The sequence below is a fragment of the Melioribacter sulfuriphilus genome (assembly GCF_052656625.1).
This window is the reverse complement of sequence record NZ_JBQXXK010000006.1, coordinates 121,421-141,387: the sequence shown is the minus strand read 5'-3', so window position 1 is coordinate 141,387 and position 19,967 is coordinate 121,421. Positions and strand designations below refer to the sequence as shown.

Below are 19,967 nucleotides of genomic sequence, written 5' to 3'. Positions count from 1 at the left end.
CTTACTTTACCGTGAATGTTCCGGGTTTAGAAATTGAATTGTCGCCATATTCATCAATGCACCAGATTACCCAATAATAATCTCCCGCTGGTAATGTAATTTCGCAAACCTGTTCGACTGCATCTTTCGAAATATTATACTTTTCCCAAACAAGTATTGGAGAAAGTTCATCGGTATAAACTTGTATTCTGAATGTAAATTTAAATCCAGGTTCGAAGCGTTTCCATTTAAATGTGGGATTAGCTCCTGTTTCAGCTTTGTTGATGGGGCTTTCTATCGAAATTTCCTGATTAATTATTCTTTTTATGTTCGATTTCCCGACGTTAAACTCGTGGTTAAATTTGTCTTTTACAAGAATTGAAAAATCGAATCCGATAACGTCTTCCATTGAAGAAACCTTTAAATCTGTCGTTCGGAAAGTATTTTCATAATATCCATTGTCGGGATTGTATATCAACCGTTTTTTAAACCCGAGTGAATAATTTACCACAAAGACTGTATCGATGTCGTTCTCGTTGTCTGTAATTTTTGCCTGAACGGTCATTCTATAGTTTTTCACGTCTGGATATTTATTCTGCACGCTCGAATATATTTGCAGATTTTGTAGAACGGGAATCGAGTTGAGATATTTGTCGTCGGCTAATTTAGAAGATGAACTTGAGAATTCGACATAAAGCGAATCGCTGCTGTAGCCCTCTTTTTCAAAGTAGAGCCATCCATTTTCAGGTTCTACTTCTTTGAACTCATAGTAACCCGAAGAATTAGTTTGAGTTACAATCGATTGATTTTTCCATAATACTTTAACTCCAGATAAAGCTTTGCGTGGTAAAGAGAGAGTTCTAACATAGCCATAAAGTCGTACTTTAGTATAACTGAGGATTTTTTCCTGTGCTCTTATATTGTTGCTTCCATTCCATTCGATATAAAGTGAATCTGTGGCAAGGCCATTTTTCTCAAATTTAATCCAGCCATCTTTAATGGTTATTCCAGATAATTTGTAATATCCGAGCGAGTTTGAATAAGTAATAATATTTTGATTTGTCCAGATCACCCGCACATTCGAAGCGGGAATACGAGGCGCAGAAAAAACAAAGCCGTCTATTGTACCGAGTGATGGAGCTAAAATTATGTTCTCGAGATGCTTAATTTTTTCACCACTCCATCTTACGTAGATCGAATCCGAAAAGTAACCTTCCTTTTCAAAAATTAGCCAGCCATCCTCTAAAGAAATTTCGTTGAATTTATAGTAACCATTAGAATTTGTGTGTACAAGTAAATTCTGATTTTTCCAGTATACTTTTACACTGGAAAGTTCGCTGCCCGAGCTTGAATAAACATATCCATCCAGTTGACCGATGGTAGGAAACAGTATTAAATTCTCAATTCTTACTTTGTTTTGATTATTCCAGTTTAAGTAAACCGAGTCGGTAGCATACCCCTTCTTTTCGAAATAGATCCATCCATCTTTCATTTGCACGTTATCAATTAAATAGTAACCTTCTTCATTGGTTAACGAAAATTTATTCTGGTTCTTCCAGTAAACTTTGGCATTGGCAAGTCGCTGATTATTTATTGTGTATACATAACCATCAAAAGAGCCAATTTTATAAGAAAGATGAAATTCCAGATTCTTGATGCTTTTACCAGCATTCCAGTTGATGAAAATCGAATCTTTTGTCATGCCATCTTTTTCTACAAAAAGCCATCCTTCAGAGAGCTCCAGATTTTCGAGTTTGAATTTTCCCGTAGAATCCGAAAGTGCATAAACTTTTTGATTCGAAAAAGTAACTACGGCATTTGCAATTGGAAGTTTGGATTCGCCGGATAAATAGACTCTCCCCTCGACCGAGCCGAAATTGTTATCCGGGTTATCGGGGTCAAATGGATTTAAATGCGGAGCATCGCACGAAACTAATGCAACAAGTAACAAAATAAATAATATCTGCTTCTTCATCTAATTGGTTAAAATTGACTCTATTAAGATATGATATTTGTGCAAAATTTTCGCAATGCGAAAATTTTTTTAGGTGATAATTTTAAAGATAAATTTTGCCTTTAAGATAAAGAACTGCATTACCTTTAATCTTTGTCCTTTCTCCTGAGTTTTCGCAGATTAATTTACCCCCTCGTTTTGAAACCTGGTATGCAGTCAACAATTTTTTATTCAATTTTTCGGACCAGTAAGGAGTTAGAACGGTATGAGCAGAGCCAGTAACAGGATCTTCATTGATGCCTTCGTTTGGAACGAAAACTCTTGAAACGAAATCAACTTCTTTCCCTCTTGAAGAAATAATTACTCCATGTTTATGAAATTTTTTGATGGCTTCGATGTCGGGAATATAATTACGGATAAATTCTTCGTCGTCAAAAATCAATAAGAGAAAAGAACTGCTTTCTAACGATTCAACGGGTTCTTTGCCGAAACACTTTATAATTCCTTCTGGCATTTTAACTGGTTGGGGCTTGTTTGAAGGGAAGTCGAGCACCAGAAGGTCTTTTTCTTTCAAGACCGAAAGAGGTCCACTCTTCGAGATAAAGTTTAACACATTTGCTTCTTTTTCAAAAAAATTAAAGATAACAAAAGAAGTGGCGAGCGTGGCGTGTCCGCAGAGTGGCACTTCCGAAGTGGGGGTCATCCAGCGAATTCGATAGTTATTCCCATCTTTTATGAAAAATGCAGTTTCCGAGAGATTATTCTCAGCTGCAATGTTTTGCATTAAATCGTCGTCCAGCCATTTTTCCAGAGGCACAACGGCAGCGGGATTACCTCTGAATAATTCGGATGCAAAAGCATCTACCTGAAAAATGTCGAGTTCCATTTTTATTCCAATTTAATAGAGATCTTCGTCGTCTTCAATATTATCGTCGAGCAAATCATCGATATCAATATCTTCGTCGTCAATGTCAATGTTTCCGATGTCACCCAGCGGGGGTTCGTCTTCCGATTCTTCTTTTTCTTCGTCCTCGTCGGAGATGTAATTTTCTTCTTCGGCGAAAAAAGAGTCGCGCCTGGAATAATTCTCGTCCATTCTATCCATAACCTGTCCTACCAGTTCATCTTTAATGTCACTCTTCATCTGTTTGACCGAAGGTTTATCGTCAATCGAATCTTCCGCTGCGGGAGTGGCACTCCATAACTCTTCGATATTTTTCTTATCGAGCTTTGAAAGGAGCTTGTCGATTTCTTTTTCGATGGTTTGTATATGTTTTTGTTCCCACTCGCCTTCTTCGGTTAGCTGGCTTTTCATGAAGTCCCAGAACGAGCCGCTCTTTTTGCCGGGTTCAGGAAGCTTCTTTAACGACGTAATTACATCATCGACTAATTTTTTCATCGTCTTGGACATAAATTCCTCTTATTTAAAATGATATCAAAAAAATAGTTTTAGCGACAAGAGATAATATATACATAGAAAACAAATAATGAAAATATAATTTCAGTTAAGGACAAATTTATTATTTTGGAATCAGAAAAAAATGCCCCTGTAGTTCAAAGGATAGAACGCGAGCCTCCGGAGCTCGAGATGTGGGTTCGATTCCCGCCGGGGGTACAAATTTTATCATATAGTAAGGAAATTTATGTCTTTCAAAAAAACTCTCGCTCAATTCCCGCGTAATTTCTGGACTGTAATTACTATGGAATTTTTTGAACGTGGATCTTATTATGGTGTTATGTCGGTGCTTTCTGTCTATCTGGTTATCAGCCACAACGAAGGTGGACTGGGATTTTCAAAAGAAAGTGTCGGGATTATTAAAAGTACGATTACACCCCTCCTCTATTTTCTACCGATTCTCTCGGGTGCAATTGCCGATCGGTTCGGTTATAAAAAAACATTAATGTTTGCATTCGTACTTATGAGCAGTGGTTATTTCCTTACATCTCTTTTTACATCGTATGGACTGGTCTTTGCAAGTTTGATTTTAATGGCAATAGGCGCCGGTTTTTTTAAGCCCATTATATCGGGTACGATTGCTCGCACTACGGATAAATCAAACTCCACACTTGCTTTTGGAATCTTTTACTGGACGATTAATCTCGGCGCATTTTTGTTTCCTCTTATACTGGTTCCAACTTTAAAACAAATTTCGTGGTCGTATATTTTTATAATGGCTGCAATAGGCACCGGCTGGCTTATACTGCTAAATATTTTTGTATACAAAGAACCCGAAAAGCCGAGTAACACTAAATCTCTTGCACAGGTTCTTCTCGATATGGTAAAAGTTCTGGGAGATTTTAGATTCGTTATTATGATTGTTATTTATTCGGGTTTCTGGATCCTCTATTTCCAGCAGTTTGATACTGTGCTCTGGTATGTGAGAGAATATGTCGATACAACGCCGGTGAACAATCTTGTAAATTCTGTACTTGGTATCTTCGTCGCCAATCCAGATTGGAAGTTTGACGTCGAGCACGTTACAGTCATTAATGCAGGTACAATTATTTTGCTGCAAATTTTTATTTCGAATCTGGTTAAAAACAAGAAGGCATTGCCTACGATGATTGCCGGCATTGCACTTGGTACTATCGGAATGGCAATACTTGCAATCTCAACTCACCCGTATGTTTTTATCCTTGGAATATTTATTTTCTCCATAGGCGAGATGACTGCGCATCCAAAATTCATCAGTTATGTGGGACTAATTGCCCCTGAAGATAAGAAAGCGCTTTATTTAGGTTACGCATTTTTATACGGAGTTATTGGGAGCGGGATTGGAGGAGTTCTTGGCGCAAGTCTTTATGTCCATTTTGTCGACAATCTGAAAAATCCTCAAATATTGTGGCTCATCTTCAGTTCAATTGGACTGGCCACAATTGCAGGCTTACTTTTATATAACAAATTTTTACGTCCCAAAATAGAAGATGTCTAATAAACTATGAAGCGTAAAATTGTATTATTATTTCTTATTGCTTTGCCACTTTTTTCTCAACAGGAGAATGTTCCGTTAGACCATCCCGTCTATATTTTCTTGAAAGAAATGAAGGTCAAAAATCTGCTCGACAATATTTATGAAGATAATCCAAATTTATCGAGAAAAGAAGTCTGGAATTTTCTGGAGAAAATACGTGAAAAAAAGGATCAACTTTCAGTAACAGAATTGGGGTTGCTTGAAAAGTTCACTGATGAATTTGATGCAATGCAATCAAATTCTATTAGCCTGATTGACGGAGCTGGATTAAAAGGTTTGTTCGAAGATAAAGTCAAGAATACTTTTTTGTATAAAGATAATAATGCGAATCTTTATATCGAGATTCTTGGACGCGCTATGCACGGACAACTCATCGAACCTAAAATCAATAACTCCGAATTATTCGATATTGGATTCCGTGTACGGGGAACTCTCTTTGGGAAATTGGGATACAGCATGACGGTACAGAAAGGCGGGGTCTGGGGTTCATCTGGGAAAGCGCCGATATTCGATCCACGACTGAATTACAATTTCAAATTTTATGAAAATATTGAAAATGTTTCGAATTACGATTTTACGGAAGGGTATTTGCGTTATGATACTGAACCAGCCGAGGGGATGGATTTAAGCTTTCAAATTGGCAGGGAAAAAATTCGACTGGGATATGGTTATGGTGAACCACTTGTTCTTACAGGTAACCATCCTTATGTTGATTTTATAAGAATGAATTTCCACTACGGAATTCTCAATTTTTATTCATTACACGGTTCTACTATAGGTGAATTTCACGAGGATCGGTCGCTCAATTACACAAAATATATTGCTTATAATAAATGTACATTTTCGTTTCCTGGTTTGTTTGATGCTGGCATTGGCGAGACTGTAGTTTATACTGGCAGAAGTCTCGACCTGGCATATTTAAATCCTTTTGCATTCTATAAATTCGAAGAAATGTCGTTGCAGGACAGGGATAATGGGATTCTTTTTCTCGATTTACAGACAAAATTCATTCGAAATCTCGAATTGCAAGGGACATTTTTTCTCGATGAAAACATCCTTTCTCATCTGCAGGAGTTGAATCTCTATTCTAATAAAACGGCTTATCAACTTGGTGCTTTCTGGTATTCGCCCTTGGGGCTCGATGACTTATCGCTTATTGTTGAATACACGAAGATCAGACCCTATGTTTATTCTCATATAACATTAAAGAATTCTTATACGGCTCACAGTCAATTGCTCGGGCATCGTATCGGACCAAATTCGGACGAATTACTTCTAAGGACGACTTATAATGTAAACAGGAAATTGAGATTCGAGGCTGAATATAGGTACATTAGAAGCGGTGAAAATATTTATGACGCACTCGGCAATCTGGTTTTTAATGCAGGTGGCGATCCACTGGTGTCACATCGTCAGGATATCGACCCAAAATACATTGATTTTCTCGATGGCATCAGATATGGAAACGACTTAGTATTACTTAGTATAAAATATGAGCCAATCAGGGATTTCTTCTTCGAAATGTCCTATCTCTATAATTCCTCAAAAAATATGACAGATAATCGGAGAAATAATAACCAGCATTTCTATCTTAAAATCTATTTTGATTTGTAATTGAACTTAGTCATTTGCACACGAAGAACTTACAAAAATTAAGTTATGTTAAAGAACCTTGCAATAACGTTAGAAATTATAGGTGTTTTACTCAAGAATGCTATTTCAAAAACTTGAAAAGATTGAAGAACGTAAATTAAGTGTAAGCTCCAAACTAAATTGACGCATAATTTTTGCGTAAGATGGACTTAAAAATAGTTAGTCGAAAAATTGAAAACAAAGCCACCTGGCATTTAAAACTTGCTCTCCTAATCAACAATTGCAATAGAAGTATTCACTGTTATTTTAGAGTCGGTTCTTACTTAGAATGAACGATTTTGAGAGAAACCTACTCGCATAAAAACATCTTTGTTCATCAAGCTGGGTTTAGAAGGAACAAAATCTGTTAATAAAGTCGAATTAGTTTAACACCGACACATTCTTTTTCATTGATTTTATCTCAAGTGAATCCAGAAGACTTACGATTTTCTCACTTAATCTTTCAATATCCACTAATTTATTTTTCGCTTCATTCTTTTTGTCGTTGATTACATCGTGTACAATTTCTTCTGCAAGTTTATGTAATTGAATATGCCAGTTTTCAAGTTCCTTAAAATCGGGGTCATGGCGAAGATTAATTGAGCCGGGGCCATAATACCATTTGCCAAGCGAGCAGCCTTTATAGTTTCCTGCAACTTTTGGATCAACTGTTTCTTTGCCACGAATAATATTTTGCAATCTAATCTTCCATTGACGATGAGCAAGCTTTGCGGCCGAGAAATCGAAAGTATCAATCTTAATATTACTGCCTGTTATTTGCTTGTTCGTATAATGTTTGTCAGTTTTTGATAATTTAAACATGTTTAGCAGTTCTTGAAGGTTAACAGCCTGTCTGGTCAAATCGTTAGATGCTTCGGCAATCTGTTCAACTGCATGAGCAGATTCACCAATTATTCCAGAGATATTTTCAACATTGGCAGAAACCTGTTTTGATGTAGCAGACTGTTCTTCGTTTGCTGCAGCAATCTGGGAGATCAATTCAACAACCTTATTAATGTTTTCTGGAATCTTTGATAATGATTTCTCGGAATTTTCTGTTAATTGAATAATTTCTGCGACCTCTTTATTCCCTCGATTCATTGTTTCAACAACTTTTCGTGTCTCATTCTGTATATCAGAAATAATTTTACCGATTTCTTTTGTTGACTTCGAGGATCGTTCGGCTAATTTTCTAACTTCGTCAGCCACAACGGCAAAGCCACGTCCGTGTTCGCCAGCACGTGCGGCTTCAATTGCCGCATTTAATGCTAGCAAATTGGTCTGTTCAGCTATGTCATCAATTACTTGGAGAATGCCTGTGATTGATTCTGTAGATTTCCCCAGAGATTCAAGTTTTTGTGCTGTGGATTGAACGAAATCTGCAATTTGTTTTACTTTGTCAATTGTTTTACCAATTTCTAAAATACTTCCTTTAACGATATCCTCATTATCTTTTGCTTTATCAGCTGTTTGGATTGCGTTTTCAGCATTCAATTGTATTGCAGAATCCATTTGAGACACAGCTGCTGCAACATCGTTAATTTGTAATGACTGTTCTTTTGATGTTACAGAAAGTTCTTCTGTTGTTGCTGAAATTTGACTTGTAGCTGAAGCCAAATTATCTGTAACCTCTCTTACATGCTGCAAAACATCACGTAGTGAATTGACCATAAACTGCAAGTTTTCCACAATAATTTGATTGTTCTCATCTTCTAATGTGTACTCTAAATCGACAGTAAAATCTCTATCTGCTAACTGATTCATGATTTCTTTTATTATTTCGGTTTCCTTCTTTAATATTTTATTTCGCTTTGATATATATTCTACAAACTCAAATGTTATTATACTATTAACTGCGATAATACCAACCATTTCGAGAAACTTTTTATCGTCATTATTGAAAGGTGTTCCGTCTTTCTTTTCGGAAATATATAAATTACCATAACTTTTATTTTCGTGTATCAAAGGTATGGCCAAAAGTGTCTTCATTTGTGGATGATTTGCGGGAAAACCATATGATTTGGGATGTTTAGATAGGTCATCCAACATTAACGTTTCACGAGTTTGATGGATATATCCGAGCAGTCCTTTCCCTTCGGGATATTTCCCAATCTTTTGTTTTATTTCCTCGCTTACTCCACGTGTGATAAATTTTTTAACTTTATTTTTTTCATCAAAAACAGAAATTGCCACATATTTAACGTCGAAGATTTCCAAAGTTAGGTCAGCAAGCTTTTCTAATATTCCATCAGTACTTTTTTCCGAACGAAGTTTGAAAAAAACATCGACTATTAAATTTGTATTCCTAACAAAACGGCTAAATACTCTTTGAACTTTATATAGATCTTTGTTGATGAAATGAAGTTCGTCTTTTAATCGGTATTCCTCAGCTTCTGATGAAAAATCATAATTTGAAATTTTATGAAGTCGTGTTTGTATTGAGGACAATTTTTTCAAAACGGTCTTAATAAAGAAGAGTCCAAGCAATAACGCAACAAGTATTGACAATATAATCATCGACAAAAAATTGCTTTGAAAATTTTCGATTACAACTCTTACTCCATTTATATCATTTTTTGATGTGTATTGATTAATCTCTGTAAGGAATGAATATACACCTGTGTAAAGAAGCAAAATAAAAATTGCTACAATAATCGAAGCTAGTAAAAATTGAATTTTTAAACTCAATTTCATATAAACTCCATTAAGTAATTATATGACTGTTGCTATTATCGAAAAAAAAGCACTTTTTTAAAGTATATAAGACTACTTATCGATTAATATTTTTTCATTATTATTGGCAGAAGTTTTGTGTATAAACAAATAAGCAGCTGGGTGTCTTTCAATAAATGCACATGCCATAATTTAAGATATTCTACATATGCTGGTATTTATCGGGATCCTTATCAGGCGGTGCAGAGTAGATTACAGAGTTAAATAAAAGTATTGGTTGGTTAGTTAAAACAATTCATCTTCAATAGTTTTGCGATTTCGCTCAACGGAAAGAGTTTGCAAATTCAGATAGGTATAAAATTTATATTCCACATTCATTTACGATAATACTTTTTTGATTAGCTGATAATCACTTCTTGATAATTATTCCTTCTCGATAGTTTCTATTTTATTGACTGAGATCTGGCGAAATAATTATATCTTATCTTCTTTTTAATGATTAATAGAGGAAAAATACTTTTTCATTTGAATTGCTTAGTTATCAATGCAATAACATGTGGGCAAAAAGAATCCAGTATTGAGAAAAGGAAAGAAACTATAATTAAGTAGGATTTTTTTAGAGATTCCTATGTTAAATTTTCTGCTAGCATTTATCCGAATGCTGCAGCATTTAACCGCAATAAGCTTCAAATAGAATTTTATACTTAATTTTGCCTAAAATTCAATATGTACTGTCTGTGCTTAATTGCAAAAATAATTTACAAATTAGGAAGGGGATAGAGGGAAGCGGAGGAAAGAGATGTCGAGGGCAAAACATCTCTCTGAGCATGCTCCCCTCTATATAGTAGTTGAGGGTGTTAAAATCTTTCTAGTTGAGTTATAATTTATTTACCGAGACAAATATAAAAAGAACAGAATAAAAAAATATAATGCTAAGTTGAGAAAAATTTTTACACTGCTTTGTTTCTTTCTTTTTCTTCAATATCGGTAATAACAGTTCTAAGTATTTTCAAAAAACTATCAAATTCTTTCAGCTTGTCGAAATTATAATCGATACCTAAATCGAAAAATCGCTTCCTTAATATTGGTATATCATAAGATGTCAGAAGCATAATAACAGTGTCGTTTTTTTTAGCTCTTGCCAGTTCGATTACTTTCTTTAATTCTCCTTCGGTGCTATCGCCATCTATTATTATAATATCAAAAGAACTTTTGGATAATTCTTTAACGGTTCCGTAAAGATTCTTGGTCAAAATAATATCTGCATTTGAATTTATCAACTCAATTTGTTTAGCAATTATTTTCCTGATATCATTTGAGTATTCGAAAACAAGCAATCTCATATACGCAACGAAAATTTTTCCAGCAACTTAAAGAACAAATAAAAATCCTCAAATAGTAAAAAAGTTATTTTTATGTCAAAAAACGTCAATTAAGAAAGTAGTAAAATTACTACTAATCTATACAGTTCTTGCCTAATTCTTGTAGAGTAGTTATTAACTTATCAATTTCAGTTGACTTGTCAAAAAAATATTCTGCATCTTTTGCAGCTTTTCTGAAAATTGGGTCTGTGTAATTTGTAAACATAATTACAATCGGCTCAGAGTTAGATCTGTTTTTAATTTTATACAGGATATCAATTCCACTTTTTTCACCCAGATTAATATCGAGAATCAAAATGTCGGGCATCTCATTTTTAATTTTTTCGATGGCAGATTGATAATCTTCGGCTTCACCGTAAAGTTCAATGCCATCAATCGAATCGATAATCTTTTTAAGATTTTGTCGAACAATGGAGGAATCGTCTACTATAAGAACTCTTTTCATAATAGGCTTAGAAATTATGTGCACGATTCTTTTAGTTAAAATTAAATATAAAGCTCTGAGAGAAGGAAAAAAGTAGTAAAATCAATCAAAATGGTGTCGTAATATTCCTACAAGATTATTCATTTAATTGATGTTGAAGTGCAAATCGAATGAGTTCAGCTGTAGACTTGAGACCTAATTTATCGAGCATGCGACTGCGGTAAGTGTTTACAGTCGAAACACTGAGATTAAGTTCGCGGGCAATTTCAGTTTGCGGTTTGCCTGAAGAAATTAATTTAAGAATTTGTATTTCACGGTCAGATAAAAGTTCTAATGGTTCTTTATTTGTTTTTTTGTCTTCCAGATCTTCAGCTAACTTTTCAGCGAGTGATTGTGAGATATATTTTCTACCTGCAGATATTTTGTGGATTGCATTAATTATTTCGTCGACTGCAGAATCTTTTGTAATATATCCGGAAGCACCTGCCTTTAATGTTCTTTTGGCAAACTGATCCTCAGGCATCATGGTCATAACCAGCACTTTTGTTTTCGGTGAAATATTCTTAATGTCTTTGAGTACATCAAGACCGCTTTTGCCTGGCATTGCCAGATCGAGTATAACAATGTCTGGCTTTAATTTTAATATATCATCAATGATATCGAATGGATTTCCGGTTTCCCCGATTACTTTCATACCGGATTCGTGTTTGATAAGATTCTTAATTCCCTCTCTGATCAATGAATGGTCGTCGGCTATATATATAGTTAACATAGCTAACCTTAATTGTGATTTTAATTTAAGGTTATTTTATGTAAAAAGTAAAGTCATTGATGACATCCATCATAGGACTAACTTAATGACAGTGCCCTGTCCTTTTTTGCTTTCGATTTCAAAAGTGGCACCTATCGAAGATGCTCTTTCTTGCATGCCCATTAAACCAAATGTTTTTTTGTCAGCCAGCATTTTATTATCGAAGCCGACCCCGTTATCTTTAATAATTAGATGTATCGAACCTTCTTTCTTAGTTAACGATACGCTTACTTTTGTGGCTTTTGAGTGCCTGCTGATATTTGTTAAAGCTTCCTGTATGATTCTGAAAATTACCAGTTCTTTATCTGAGTCAAGTTGTATCGATTCATCAGAAAATTTATATGAGCAGTCGATTTTTGTTGTCTTCTTAAAATTCTCAACCAGCCATTCGATAGCGGGTATCAATCCAAGTTTGTCCAGAACTTCGGGTCTTAGCTCTGTTATCATTTTTCTTACACCTGCTACCGCTCTGTCGATTACGCCCGACATTGAATCGAGTTCGGTAATAATTGTGTTTATATCCTGAATTTTTTTTTCAACGATATCTCTTTTTATAATTGAGAGGTTCATTTTAAGAGAAGTTAATAATTGTCCTAATTCGTCGTGCATCTCGCGCGCAATTGCTGCCCGTTCGGATTCTCTTAATGTTTGCATGTGCAATACGAGCTGTCGGTATCGCTCTCTCGATTCGTTCAATATTGTTTCTGCATTTTTCATTACAGTAATGTCGAATGCAGTTCCGATTGCCGCAGGTTTGTTTTTGTATAGAATTGTACCTGCTGAAAGTTCTATCCAACGTTCCGTTCCGTCTTTTGTAATTATTTTAAAAGAGTACCTGTTAGGTACTGCTTTGCCTTCAAGCCGCGCTATTCCTATTTTCATTACTTCATCCCGGAAATCAGGATGAATTAGATTCCAGACCTCCATTTCCATCAATTCGTCTTTTGAATAACCAGTAATTATTTCTGTGTAAGGATTGAGATAAACAAATTTATTGTCCTGATAAATAAATATTGCACTCGAAGTTGTTTCGGTCAAGATGCGGAATTTCTCTTCGTTTTCCTGCAGTGCTTTTTCTGCCAGATATTGCTCGGTTATGTCAATGGCAGTTACTAGTCGATAATTTCCTCCTAAAGTATGTGGCAGTGCGTGTGAACTGATTTCAACGTATATAATAGTACCGTCTTTCTTGCGGTGACGCCACCCACGATGTCGCTGTGTAATCTCGGTATCCTCGCGTACGCTTCGAATTAAATAAGGGATATCTTCTTCTGGGCGGATATCTGTTAATTTCATACTTAGAAATTCTTCTTTTGAATAACCATAGTGAAAAATTGCCGCATCGTTTACTTCAATAAATTTCATCGTATCGACGTCGTAGATCCACATCGGGTGCGGATTATTCATAAATAAAATTCTGAATTTTTTTTCACTCTCTTTGAGCGCATTTTCAATTTTATAGTGATCGGTTATATCTTCAATTGTACAAACAACCCCTTCGAATTTGTCATGGTGGCTTCTTAACGGAGTCGAATTGACCGACAGAATTTTAAACCCTTCGGCGCTTTTATAACCATAAAGTTTATCTCTTATTATTTCGCCACGTCTCTTCACTATATTAAATGGATATTCAATCTCTGCAAGCAGTTCTCCTTCGGCAGTATAAAAATTGAATTCAATAGAATGACAACATTTGTTTATCAGATTTTCTTTATCGAATGATAGGATGTCGTGAGCAGCTTCGTTTGCAAAAGTAATTATTCCATCCTGATTAACTGATATTATTCCGACGGGACTTGTATCGAGTATACGGTTTAGCAATTCTTTGTTGCGAGAAACTTCTTCTTCTTGTTTTTTTACTTCAGTAACATCGATCACCATCGACATCAACCCTTTAAACTTTCTACTATGATCATAGAGTGGAGTGTTGTACCATTCACATATAATCTGTTTTCCATTTTTAGTAACATTAATTTCAGTTGATTGGAGAGTATCGTTTTGCTTAATCAAACTATTGATTTGATTCTCAATTGCACTGCGATTTTCCGGCAGCGTAATGAAGTCGTGAATTTTTTTATTTATTATGTCTTCTTTTTTGTAGCCGAAAATATTTTCAGCTGAAGGATTCCAGTCTTTAACGGTAAAGTCGCTATTAAGTAGTATCATGCCAATTGGCATTCTTTCGAATTCCAATTGTAGCTGATTGAGTAAATATTCTTTTTCTTCTTTCAACTTTTTTAATTCAGAAATATCGGTGTGAGTGCCGATCATGCGGAGAGGTTTACCATCTGAATCCCACTCAAAAATTTTACCACGATCCAGTATCCATTTGTAGGAACCATCTTTTGTGCGCAATCTACTTTCTACCGAATACATCTCCGATTTGCCTGCCAGATAATCGTTTAGCTTTTTTAAAACAAATTCTTTATCGTCAGGGTGAAGTCGACTTTCCCATTCCGTGTAGTAGTTTTTTATTTCGTCTTCTTTATAACCAAGCATGGTCTTCCAGTTTTTTGAGAAATAGACTTCGTTTGTTTTTAAGTTCCAATCCCAGACACCATCGCCTGCCCCTTCAAAAGCATAATTCCATCTCTTCTCTTGTTCAATCAATTCTTCGTTTTGCTGCAGTATTTGTTTTGTGTCGTATTGGAGAAGATAATAAAGTATCAATGCTGTAAGGAGTATATAAGCTACTGCTTGTGTTATTGCAGCTATTTTTAATGTATAGGCGTCAGTTTCAATAGTGAAAGTCAGAAGGATTGAGATGACCGTAAAAGTTGATGAGACAAGAAAATAGCGAGTTGCAATTTTAAACGGCCTTTTCTTCAAAAAAATTGTTAAGTTATTATTAATTTTTTTCTCCATTTAGTCACCGTGGGCAAGTTAGAGTTTTTTTTATTTAATATAAATAAAATTTTGTATTATTTTCTAAGAGGACTTAATTATAGAACATCATCCCAATTTATTAATGGAGAATCGATGAAAAGACACATCTCATTTTTAATTCTTTTTCTGATTGCTGGATTTATAACAGCTCAAACTAAAAAGATCGAGTTTGTTCATTATAAACTCGATAATGGTTTGAACGTTATTCTACATCAGGATAATTCGACTCCGATTGTAGCGGTTACAGTATTGTATCACGTCGGAAGCAAAAACGAAGACCCTGAACGAACGGGCTTTGCGCACTTTTTCGAGCACTTGATGTTCGAGGGTTCACCTAATATCGGCAGGGGAGAATATTTTAAAATTGTGGAATCTGCAGGAGGCCAGCTGAATGCAAATACTTCGTTCGACAGGACATTTTATTATGAAATCCTCCCTTCGAACCAGCTTGAACTGGGACTCTATCTCGAGTCCGAAAGAATGCTCCATTTGAAAATCGATAGCATAGGCGTGGAAACACAAAGAAAAGTAGTAAAAGAAGAACGAAAACAAAGCTATGAAAATCGTCCTTACGGTTCATTGCTCGAAAAAATATTCAGCAATGCTTATAAAGTTCATCCGTATAGATGGATACCTATCGGAAGCGTACAGTATATCGATCAGGCAAAGCTGGAGGAATTTATCGAATTCTATAAAACATTTTATGTGCCTGAGAATGCCACCCTTTCAATTGCTGGAGATATCGATATTGAGAAAACAAAAAAGTTAGTAGATAAATATTTCAGTGAGATTCCGAAGGGTAATAAAACAATTCCGCGACCCGACGTAGTTGAACCGCCTCAACAAAAAGAGATACGAGAAGTAGTTTATGACAATGTTCAACTTCCAATGGTAGTTTATGCTTATCATATACCTGAACAGGGGACTCCAGATTACTATGCATTGCGTCTACTTACAACATTATTGTCTGGCGGAGAAAGTGCTCGGCTTCAAAAAGAAATTAAAGACAAAAAGCAGATGGCTCTTGCAGTTGGTTCCATACCTCTGTCGCTTGAAGACCCAGGGCTTTTTATCGTTTATGGTCTTTCCAATGTTGGGATTAACGCTGAAGAACTGGAAAAAGCAATCGAATCAGAAATCGATAAGGTAAAAAAAGAATTGATAAGCGACTACGAATTTCAGAAAGTGCGCAACCAGATTGAATCGGATTTTGTCAATCAGAATTCAAGAGTCGCAGGTATTGCAGAAAACTTAGCGGATTATCTGGTATATTTTGGCGACCCGAATCTAATAAACACAGAGATCGAACGTTACATGAAAGTTACTCGCGAGGATATTAAACGTGTGGCGAATAAATACTTTACAAAAGACAACAGAGTAGTGCTTTACTATTTGCCCAAATCAATGGAAAAGAAATAAAAATTAATGGAGTATAAAATGTTTAAGAAGATAATTGCGCTTTTATTAGTTGCGGGATTGGTTTCCACTTTTGCGCAGGTCGACAGAAGCCGACTACCTGAAGCGGGACCTGCACCCGAAATTCAAATCGGGCAGTACGAGTCGTTCGAGCTGTCGAACGGTCTTAAAGTGTTTGTTGTGGAAAATCATAAACTACCCCGAGTAACTTTTTACTTACAAGTGGATTCCGATCCAGTTCTCCAAAAAGATCAAAAAGGATATGTTGAAGCCGTCGGTGAATTGCTGCGTACCGGAACAAAAAATAGGACAAAAGACAAACTTGACGAAGAAATCGATTATCTGGGCGCTTCGTTTTCGACATCGGCAGATAATATAACAGCATCGGCTCTTTCAAAATATAAAGATAAAATATTCGAAATTATGGCAGATGTTATTTTGAATTCGGAATTCAAGCAGGAGGAACTCGATAAGATTAAAAAACAAATGATTTCTGCTTTAGCTGCATCTAAAGACGAGCCAGATGCAATTGCAGAACGACTTCGTTCCGTTCTTATGTTTGGAAAAGAACATCCCTACGGGGAACTTGAAACCGAAGAAACTCTTAAGGCCATCAGTCTGGAGGAGTGCAAAAATTACTATCAAACTTTTTTCAAACCGAATATTTCTTATCTGGCTATTGTTGGAGATATTACACTTAAAGAAGCAAAAAAACTGGTAGAAAAAAATCTTGGCGGCTGGCAAAAAGGAGATGTTCCAAATTATAAGTACAATACACCCAAATCCCCGCTTATTACAAAAGTTGCAATGGTCGACAGAGCAAATTCTGTACAATCCGTTATATCGGTTTGTTACCCAATAGAACTACAGGTCGGAGCCGAAGATGCAATAAAAGCATCTGTAACTAATTTAATTTTAGGAGGTAGCGCTACAGGAAGATTATTTATGAATCTACGTGAAGATAAAGCTTATACTTATGGCGCCTATTCCATACTCCGTTCCGATCCGATAGTTGGAACCTTCTTTGCATTTGCTCAAGTGCGCAATAGCGTAACCGACAGCGCAGTTGCCGAGATCCTTAAAGAAATGAAAAGAATACGGAACGAGAAAGTATCCGAAGACGAACTGAAAAAAGCCAAAAATTATTTAAGTGGAAATTTTATACGAGACCTGGAAAACCCAGCAACAATTGCTCGTTTTGCTATCAACACGGTGCGCTACAATCTTCCCAAAGATTATTACAAAAATTATTTGAAAAATCTCGCGGCTGTTACTGTTGATGACGTTCTTAATACTGCAAAAAAATACATCAAACCGAATAATGCTTATATACTGGTTGTTGGAAGCGCCGACGAAGTGGCCGAAAAACTGAAAAAGTTTACTGTTACAAACAAAATTGAATATTACGACATCAACGGCAATCCATACGACCCTTCACTCAGTAAAATACCAGAAGGCTTAACTGCCGAGCAGATAATTAAAAATTACGTCAATGCAATTGGGGGAGCCGATAAGCTTGCCGCAGTTAAAGATAGAATGATTAAGATGAACGGTTCTATGCAGGGAATGAATGTAAGTGTGACACTTTATCAAAAATACCCGAACAAATTATATCAGGAAGTTGACGCAGGAGTATTTAAACAAAAGACCGTTTTCGACGGGAATAAAGGTTATGTGGAGGTAATGGGACAGAAACAAGATCTTCAGGGCGATCAGCTCGAATCCCTTAAAAACGAAGCTCTCGATGCCGTTCTCGATTATTCTAAGTATGGAATTACTCCCGAGCTAACCGGTATGGAAAACATCAACGGCAAAGACGCTTATCGAGTAGTATTAACTTCCGCTGGAGGAAAGAAAACAACACAGTATTTCGATCCGGAAACGTGGCTGCTTATAAGGAGCATAACGTCAATTTCGACGCCTCAGGGAAGTTTTACTCAAACTACCGATATGAGCGATTATAAAGAAGTCAATGGGGTTAAATATCCGTTTAAGTACATACAAAGTTTCGGTCCGCAGTCGATCGAATTAAACGTAAGTACAATTGAAATTAATACTGGTTTACCTGATTCGCTATTCGAGGTTAAATAGAAGGGATAAAAAAAGCCCCCGTAAAAACGGGGGCTTTTGGTTTTTATTTGCTTATCGAATTACTTTCACTTCAGAGGCTTGTAGACCTTTCGGACCCTGAGTAACACTGAATTCAACTTTGTCGTTTTCATTCAATGTCTTGTAGCCTTCGCCTACAATCGACTGATAATGAACAAAAACGTCTTCGCCGTTTTCTTGTGAAATAAATCCATAACCTTTTGAACTGTTAAACCATTTAACAGATCCTGTTTTGCGCTCTGCCATAACAGATGCTCCTTAAAATAAATTTGTAAATACGTTTATTTTTTCGACAGAGGTTAAGAACTACTGAGGGTTCGAGCGGGATGCTTCTACTACTTCGTATACTTCTAAAACAACTGTCTTACGGTTGCTAACATAATGAATTATTCTTTTATATCCAAACGAATAATTAAATTTGAAAAAAATAAAAATTTGTGTCCATGTTTAAAATTTTGGGAAGGTGTAATTAAAAAAGCCTCGCATGAGCGAGGCTTAGAATTTATTTTATATTACCTTAACATTGGCAGCTTGTAGACCTTTTGGACCCTGAGTTATGCTATATTCAACTCTGTCATTTTCGTCTAATGTTTTATAACCCTGACTTACAATTGCTTGGTAATGAACGAATACATCTTCGCCCTTTTCTTGTGTAATAAATCCGTAACCTTTTGAGCTGTTAAACCATTTAACAGTTCCGATTTTGCGCTCTGCCATAACAGTGCTCCTTTTTAATTTGTTGTGTATTGTGTTTATGACAGGTGCTATGGAACTACTTCTGAGAGATTAAGCGATTTGCTATTACTTCTTGAGTAAACTTCGATATCAACTGTCTTTCAAAAACAAACATAGGTAATTTATTATTAATATCCTAATGGAACTAAAAATTAATTTCAAATCGTTAAAAATGGTGATTTTCTGAACTGTTGCCGATAAATACGGTCTGTTTACCGATTTTCAATTCTTGATAACTCAACTATTTTTCAATTTTCATATGTGAATTTGAAAAATAAGCTTGACAGGAACAGAAAGAGAAGATATATTTGGGAAACGATTTATACAAATTTCGTTTCCAAAGAATAAGACTGAAGGTGTTATTTTGAGTGATAATTTAGAATTACATGAGCGGATTTTGACCGTAGCTGAAGAAAAATTTCAGAAATACGGCTTTAGCAAAGTTACAATGGAAGAGATTGCTGCCGATTTGGGCATAAGTAAAAAAACTCTCTACAAATATTTTTCAAATAAAGAGCATGTTCTCCGCGAAGTAATAAAAAAAATAAAAATCGATTTTGAAACATTTTTCGACGAACTCTTCAAAGATACAACCATCGACTTTTTCGAAAAACTGAAACGGCTAATGGAATATGTAACCAAAAATTCAGCCCGTTTCGAAGGCAATATGATTAAAGATCTGGTTCATAACCATCCCAAAATTTGGGCCGAGATGAAAGAATATCGAAAAGAACAAGCTCACAGTCGCATTATCAAAATATTAGAAGAAGGAACCAAAAGCGGATTCTTCAGGAATGATATACTTCACGATCTCGTTGCTATTATGATTTCATCAGTTCACAACATTATAACTCCCGAAGTGATTAAGGAGCTTCCGATTACAGAAAAGAATGCTCACATCTATTTTTCCAGGATAATTTTTGAAGGTATTCTTACTGATGAAGGAAGGAAAAAGTTGAAAGAACTCGATTTACCAAATAAATAAGTTTATTAA

Annotated in this window: 15 protein-coding genes and 1 tRNA gene; 6 read left to right on the top strand and 10 right to left on the bottom strand. The window is 35.6% G+C overall.

Annotation, left to right across the window (positions count from 1 at the left end; genetic code table 11):
- Position 1: 1 nt before the first annotated feature.
- From ACUN8G_RS09285 to ACUN8G_RS09275, 3 genes are all read right to left on the bottom strand, one after another.
- Positions 2-1,954: a carboxypeptidase-like regulatory domain-containing protein gene (locus ACUN8G_RS09285; protein ID WP_437346794.1), complete on the bottom strand. Its 1,953-nt coding sequence runs from the start codon at positions 1,952-1,954 to the stop codon at positions 2-4.
- An 82-nt stretch (positions 1,955-2,036) separates the two neighbouring features.
- Positions 2,037-2,819: a PhzF family protein gene (locus tag ACUN8G_RS09280; RefSeq protein ID WP_437346793.1), complete on the bottom strand. Its 783-nt coding sequence runs from the start codon at positions 2,817-2,819 to the stop codon at positions 2,037-2,039.
- Positions 2,820-2,831: 12 nt separating this feature from the next.
- On the bottom strand, positions 2,832-3,344 hold the full coding sequence (locus ACUN8G_RS09275) for a hypothetical protein (protein WP_437346792.1): 513 nt from the start codon (positions 3,342-3,344) through the stop codon (positions 2,832-2,834).
- 132 nt (positions 3,345-3,476) lie between these two features.
- Between ACUN8G_RS09275 and ACUN8G_RS09270 the strand changes: the two genes are divergently transcribed.
- From ACUN8G_RS09270 to ACUN8G_RS09260, 3 genes are all read left to right on the top strand, one after another.
- Positions 3,477-3,548, top strand: a tRNA-Arg gene (locus ACUN8G_RS09270).
- A 28-nt stretch (positions 3,549-3,576) separates the two neighbouring features.
- A complete protein-coding gene (locus ACUN8G_RS09265; protein WP_437346791.1) occupies positions 3,577-4,866 on the top strand; it encodes an MFS transporter in 1,290 nt (429 codons plus the stop codon).
- A gap of 6 nt (positions 4,867-4,872) precedes the next feature.
- On the top strand, positions 4,873-6,519 hold the full coding sequence (locus ACUN8G_RS09260; RefSeq protein ID WP_437346790.1) for a capsule assembly Wzi family protein: 1,647 nt from the start codon (positions 4,873-4,875) through the stop codon (positions 6,517-6,519).
- A gap of 399 nt (positions 6,520-6,918) precedes the next feature.
- Here the strand turns inward: ACUN8G_RS09260 and ACUN8G_RS09255 are convergent, their stop codons facing one another.
- The 5 genes from ACUN8G_RS09255 to ACUN8G_RS09235 form a co-directional block, all read right to left on the bottom strand.
- A complete protein-coding gene (locus ACUN8G_RS09255; RefSeq protein WP_437346789.1) occupies positions 6,919-9,231 on the bottom strand; it encodes a methyl-accepting chemotaxis protein in 2,313 nt (770 codons plus the stop codon).
- Positions 9,232-10,160: 929 nt separating this feature from the next.
- Positions 10,161-10,553: a hypothetical protein gene (locus ACUN8G_RS09250; protein ID WP_437346788.1), complete on the bottom strand. Its 393-nt coding sequence runs from the start codon at positions 10,551-10,553 to the stop codon at positions 10,161-10,163.
- A 112-nt stretch (positions 10,554-10,665) separates the two neighbouring features.
- Positions 10,666-11,037 carry a response regulator gene (locus ACUN8G_RS09245; protein WP_437346787.1) on the bottom strand — a complete coding sequence of 124 codons (372 nt, stop codon included), beginning with the start codon at positions 11,035-11,037 and terminating at the stop codon, positions 10,666-10,668.
- Positions 11,038-11,152: 115 nt separating this feature from the next.
- The gene (locus ACUN8G_RS09240) at positions 11,153-11,788 is read right to left on the bottom strand and encodes a response regulator (RefSeq protein WP_437346786.1); all 636 of its coding nucleotides are present in this window, start codon (positions 11,786-11,788) and stop codon (positions 11,153-11,155) included.
- 69 nt (positions 11,789-11,857) lie between these two features.
- Positions 11,858-14,692 (bottom strand): PAS domain-containing sensor histidine kinase, encoded by a 2,835-nt coding sequence (locus ACUN8G_RS09235; RefSeq protein ID WP_437346785.1) that lies wholly within the window; start codon positions 14,690-14,692, stop codon positions 11,858-11,860.
- A gap of 114 nt (positions 14,693-14,806) precedes the next feature.
- Between ACUN8G_RS09235 and ACUN8G_RS09230 the strand changes: the two genes are divergently transcribed.
- Together ACUN8G_RS09230 and ACUN8G_RS09225 are read left to right on the top strand one after the other, a co-directional pair.
- Entirely contained in the window at positions 14,807-16,132 is a 1,326-nt protein-coding gene (locus ACUN8G_RS09230) for a M16 family metallopeptidase (RefSeq protein ID WP_437346784.1), read from the top strand.
- Between the two features lie 18 nt (positions 16,133-16,150).
- The gene (locus tag ACUN8G_RS09225; protein ID WP_437346783.1) at positions 16,151-18,220 is read left to right on the top strand and encodes an insulinase family protein; all 2,070 of its coding nucleotides are present in this window, start codon (positions 16,151-16,153) and stop codon (positions 18,218-18,220) included.
- A gap of 51 nt (positions 18,221-18,271) precedes the next feature.
- Here the strand turns inward: ACUN8G_RS09225 and ACUN8G_RS09220 are convergent, their stop codons facing one another.
- Together ACUN8G_RS09220 and ACUN8G_RS09215 are read right to left on the bottom strand one after the other, a co-directional pair.
- Positions 18,272-18,484, bottom strand: coding sequence for a cold-shock protein (locus ACUN8G_RS09220; RefSeq protein WP_437346782.1), 213 nt, complete (start codon positions 18,482-18,484; stop codon positions 18,272-18,274).
- A 261-nt stretch (positions 18,485-18,745) separates the two neighbouring features.
- Entirely contained in the window at positions 18,746-18,955 is a 210-nt protein-coding gene (locus ACUN8G_RS09215; RefSeq protein WP_437346781.1) for a cold-shock protein, read from the bottom strand.
- A gap of 382 nt (positions 18,956-19,337) precedes the next feature.
- Between ACUN8G_RS09215 and ACUN8G_RS09210 the strand changes: the two genes are divergently transcribed.
- A complete protein-coding gene (locus tag ACUN8G_RS09210) occupies positions 19,338-19,958 on the top strand; it encodes a TetR/AcrR family transcriptional regulator (RefSeq protein ID WP_437346780.1) in 621 nt (206 codons plus the stop codon).
- Positions 19,959-19,967 lie beyond the last annotated feature (9 nt).

Excerpts from the sequence above, each read along its gene's own strand:
- ACUN8G_RS09220 (WP_437346782.1), bottom strand. The coding sequence starts at position 18,484 with ATGGCAGAGCGCAAAACAGGATCTGTTAAATGGTTTAACAGTTCAAAA.
- ACUN8G_RS09230 (WP_437346784.1), top strand. The coding sequence starts at position 14,807 with ATGAAAAGACACATCTCATTTTTAATTCTTTTTCTGATTGCTGGATTT.
- ACUN8G_RS09265 (WP_437346791.1), top strand. The coding sequence starts at position 3,577 with ATGTCTTTCAAAAAAACTCTCGCTCAATTCCCGCGTAATTTCTGGACT.
- ACUN8G_RS09255 (WP_437346789.1), bottom strand. The coding sequence starts at position 9,231 with ATGAAATTGAGTTTAAAAATTCAATTTTTACTAGCTTCGATTATTGTA.
- ACUN8G_RS09225 (WP_437346783.1), top strand. The coding sequence starts at position 16,151 with ATGTTTAAGAAGATAATTGCGCTTTTATTAGTTGCGGGATTGGTTTCC.
- ACUN8G_RS09250 (WP_437346788.1), bottom strand. The coding sequence starts at position 10,553 with ATGAGATTGCTTGTTTTCGAATACTCAAATGATATCAGGAAAATAATT.
- ACUN8G_RS09280 (WP_437346793.1), bottom strand. The coding sequence starts at position 2,819 with ATGGAACTCGACATTTTTCAGGTAGATGCTTTTGCATCCGAATTATTC.
- ACUN8G_RS09260 (WP_437346790.1), top strand. The coding sequence starts at position 4,873 with ATGAAGCGTAAAATTGTATTATTATTTCTTATTGCTTTGCCACTTTTT.
- ACUN8G_RS09245 (WP_437346787.1), bottom strand. The coding sequence starts at position 11,037 with ATGAAAAGAGTTCTTATAGTAGACGATTCCTCCATTGTTCGACAAAAT.
- ACUN8G_RS09285 (WP_437346794.1), bottom strand. The coding sequence starts at position 1,954 with ATGAAGAAGCAGATATTATTTATTTTGTTACTTGTTGCATTAGTTTCG.
- ACUN8G_RS09215 (WP_437346781.1), bottom strand. The coding sequence starts at position 18,955 with ATGGCAGAGCGCAAAATCGGAACTGTTAAATGGTTTAACAGCTCAAAA.
- ACUN8G_RS09235 (WP_437346785.1), bottom strand. The coding sequence starts at position 14,692 with ATGGAGAAAAAAATTAATAATAACTTAACAATTTTTTTGAAGAAAAGG.
- ACUN8G_RS09240 (WP_437346786.1), bottom strand. The coding sequence starts at position 11,788 with ATGTTAACTATATATATAGCCGACGACCATTCATTGATCAGAGAGGGA.
- ACUN8G_RS09275 (WP_437346792.1), bottom strand. The coding sequence starts at position 3,344 with ATGTCCAAGACGATGAAAAAATTAGTCGATGATGTAATTACGTCGTTA.